The sequence below is a fragment of the Kitasatospora sp. MBT63 genome (assembly GCF_000710465.2).
GTDB lineage: Bacteria > Actinomycetota > Actinomycetes > Streptomycetales > Streptomycetaceae > Kitasatospora.
In genome coordinates, this window is sequence record NZ_JAIZ01000295.1 from 1 (window position 1) to 4,018 (window position 4,018).

The window sequence follows — 4,018 nt, forward strand, 5'->3', positions numbered from 1 at the left end:
TGGCGAGCAGCGAGTGGCCGCCGAGGGCGAAGAAGTCGTCCTCCACGCCGACCCGCGGCAGGCCGAGCACATCGGCGAACACGCCGCACAGCACGGCCTCGCGTTCGTCGCGCGGGGCCCGCCCGGCGGGGGCGGCGAAGTCCGCGGCCCCGGGCTCGGGCAGCGCCTGCCGGTCGAGCTTGCCGTTGACGTTCAGCGGCAGCGCGTCCAGCGGGACGATCGCGGCCGGCACCAGGTACTCGGGCAGCGTCTCGGCGAGCGCCTTGCGCAGCGCGGCCGGGTCCAGGGCGGCGGGGACGGCGTAGCCGACCAGGCGGCGCACCCCGGTGGTGCCGCGGACCACCACGGCGGCACCGGTGACGCCGGGCAGGGCGGCGAGCGCGGCCTCCACCTCGCCGGGCTCGACCCGGAAGCCGCGGATCTTCACCTGGTCGTCGTCGCGGCCGAGGAAGTCCAGGGAGCCGTCGGGCCGGTGGCGGACCACGTCGCCGGTGCGGTACATCCGGCCGCCGTCGGCGAACGGGTCGGCGACGAAACGGCCGGCGGTCAGCGCGGGCCGGTTGCCGTAACCGCGGGCCAGGCCGGGGCCGGCGATGTACAGCTCGCCGGGGACCCCGGCCGGCACCGGCCGCAGCCGGGCGTCCAGCACGTACACCCGGGTGTTGCCGATCGGGCGGCCGACGAACGGCGTCGCGCTCTCGTCCAGCGCGGCGCCCAGGGTGTCGACGGTGTACTCGGTGGGGCCGTAGAAGTTGTGGCCGATGACGCCCTCGGTCTCCCGGATCCGGGTCCACAGGGCCTCGCCGACGGCCTCGCCGCCGACCAGGAACAGCAGCGGGCGGTGCTCGGCGGAGTCCAGCAGGCCCCACTCGACCAGCTGCTGGCCGAACGACGGCGTGACGTCCAGGGTGTCGATCCGGTCGGCGAGCAGCCGGGCGGCCAGTGCCTGCGGGTCGCGCCGCAGGTCCTCGCCGTAGACGTGCAGTTCGTGGCCGGCGATCAGCCAGAGCAGCTGCTCCCAGGAGGAGTCGAAGGAGAACGAGGCGGTGTGCGCGGCGCGCAGCCGGCGTCCGCCCGCGGCCTCGACGGCCCGCGCGAAGACCGTGTTGCCGTGGTGCTCCAGCATGTTGGCCAGGCCCCGGTGCGGCACCTGGACGCCCTTGGGGCGGCCGGTGGAGCCGGAGGTGTGGATGACGTACGCCAGGTCGTCGGCGTGCGGGGGCAGCGGCTCGGCGGAGCGCGTGCCGACGTCGGTGAGCAGCAGGGTGCCCCGGCCGTGCTCGGCGAGCACCGGCAGCCGGGCGGCCACCTCGGCGGTGGTCAGGGTGAGCAGCGGTTCGGCGTCGGCGAGCATCAGGGCGACCCGCTCGGCCGGGTGGTCGAGGTCGAGGGGCAGGTAGGCGGCGCCGGAGGCGAGCACGCCGAGCAGCGCGGCCACCAGGTCGGCGGAGCGCGGCAGGGCGAGGGCGACGACCCGGCCCGGTCCGGCGCCGAGCGCGGCCAGGTGGCGGGCGGTCAGCTCGACGTCGGCGGCCAGCTCGGCGTAGCTCAGGCGCCGGTCGCCGCAGACCACGGCGGTGTCGTCGGGGGTGGCGGCGGCCCTGGCCCGGAACGCGTCGACCACGGTGCCGTCCGGGACGGTTCGGGCGGTGGCGTTCCAGCCGTGCAGCAGCTGCTCGCGTTCGGCGGTGTCCAGGATCTCCAGCGCGCCGACGGGGGTTCCGGGCGCGGCGGCGATCCGGGTCAGCAGCCGCAGCAGGCGGGCGCCGACGGCGGCGGCCTGCTCGGCGTCGAAGACGTCGGGGCGGTACTCGACGGTGAGCTGCGGGGCGTCCCCGGGCAGGGTGAGGACGGTCAGCGGGTAGTGGGTGGCGCCGCGGTTGCCGATGCCGGCCACCCGCAGGCCCGCGGCGGTCAGTTCGGCCGGGTCGACGGGGTAGTTCTCGAACACCAGCAGGGTGTCGAACAGGGTGCCGTGGCCGGCCTGCGCCTGGATGTCGGCCAGGCCCAGGTACTGGTGGTCGAGCAGCGCCGACTGCTGGGCCTGGAGCCGGGCCAGCGCCTCGGCGGCCGGCTCGTCGTCGCGGGGTTCGAAGCGGACCGGGACGGTGTTGCTGAACAGGCCGACCATCGACTCGACGCCCGGGATGTCGCTGGGGCGGCCGGAGACGGTGGCGCCGAACACCACGTCGGTGCGGCCGGTCAGCCGGCCGAGCAGGATCGCCCAGGCGCCCTGGACCAGGGTGTTGAGGGTCAGTCCGTGCCGGCGGGCGGTGCCGGTGAGCGCGGCGGTCAGCTCGGCGCCCAGCGGCAGGTGGAGTTCGCGGCCGGCCGTGCCGGGGCCGCCGGCGGGGCGGCCGAGCGCGTCGGCGAGCAGGGTGGGCGCCTGGAGGCCGGCCAGCGCGGCGCGCCAGGCGGCGGTGTCGGCGGCCTGGTCGCGCCGCTGGAGCCATCCCAGGTGCTCGGCGTACGGGGTGACGGCCGGGAACCGCCGGGCGCCGCCGTACGCGGCGATCAGCTCGCGCAGCAGGACGGGGGTGGACCAGCCGTCCATCACGATGTGGTGGCGGGTCAGCAGCAGCCGGTGGTGGTCCTCGCCGAGGGTGAGCAGGGCGCAGCGCAGCAGCGGCGGGCGGGTGAGGTCGAAGCGGCCGGCCGCCTCGGCGTCCTCGATCGCGCCGATCCGCCCGGCCTGGCCGGCGGTGTCCAGGCCGGTCAGGTCGTGCTCGGTCCACGGGACGGTGACGTGGCCGGCGATCAGCTGCAGCGGCCGGTCGAGGCCGGTGTGGTGGAAGCCGGCCCGCAGCGCGGAGTGCCGGTTGACCACGGTGTCGACGGCCGCCCGCAGGGTGGCGGGGTCGAGCGGGCCGCGCAGGTCGAGCGAGGTCAGCGAGGTGTACAGGTCGTCGGCGCCCTCGGTGTCCTGGTAGAGGGAGTGGAACAGCAGGCCCTCCTGGAGCGGGGAGAGCGGCAGCACGTCCTCGGTGCCGGGGTGCTCGGCGGCGAGCAGGTCCAGCACGGGCTGGGTGACGGCGGCCAGCGGTACGTCGCCGGGGGTGAGGGCGGCGGCGTCCGGGCGGGCGGCGAACGCGGTGAGCGCGTCCAGCGCGGCGAACCACTGCCCGGCCAGTTCGCGGACGGCCTGCTCGGTCAGCACGCCCTGCGGCCAGGCGAGGCGGACCGTCAGTTCGGGCCCGTCGGCGCGGTCGTGGACGACGGCGGTGACCTCCAGCGCGTGCGCGGCGGGCAGCGCGGGGTCGGCGGCCGGCTCGAAGGCGTCGCCGGCGGGGGTGAACGGCCGGCCGTCGGCGGTGAACCGGCCCAGGTAGCCGAACTGCAGCTGCGGGGCCTCGGCGTCGGCCGGTGCGGCGCCGGCCACCGGGTCCAGGTGGCGCAGCAGGCCGTATCCGGTGGCCGCGTCGGGCAGGGCGCGCAGCTGCTCCTTGACCAGGGCCAGCGCGCGGCCGGCCGCGGGGCCGCCGGCCAGGGCGTCGGCGAGGTCGATCTCGGCCAGGTCGAGGCGGGCCGGGTGGCCGCCGGCCAGCGCGCCAACGGTGCGGGTGGTGTCGGCGCCGGGCACCAGGTGGTCCGCGCGGCCGTCGGTCTCCAGGCGCAGCAGCAGGTCGGGGCGGGCCGAGGCGCCGTGGCGGACCCGGCGGCGGCCGAGCACGGCCAGCGTCAGGGCGGTGAGCAGGACGTGCCCGGTGCCGGCGCGGCGGGTGGCGGGGACCAGGTCGAGCAGCGGGGCGGTGCGGGCGGTGTCCAGGGTGAGCCGCAGCTGCCGGGTGGTGGCGGCGGTGTCCCGGGCGGGGTCGAGCGGGCGGTCGCCGAGCAGCGGTCCGGCGCCCTCGGCGAGCAGCGCCTGCCAGCTGGGCAGTTCGGCGCGGACGGCGTCGGTGGCGGCCGCGTCGGCCAGGCCCAGCGCCCAGCGGCGCGGCGAGGTGGCGACGGGCTCCAGGGCGCGGCCCTCGTACGCGGCGGGCAGGTCGGCGAGCAGGATCCGCCAGGAGGCGGCGTC

Annotated in this window: 1 protein-coding gene; it reads right to left on the reverse strand. The window is 77.6% G+C overall.

The window, feature by feature from the left end:
- On the reverse strand, nucleotides 1–4,018 hold a 4,018-nt coding region (locus AA75_RS18385; protein ID WP_033821176.1), incomplete at both ends, for an amino acid adenylation domain-containing protein.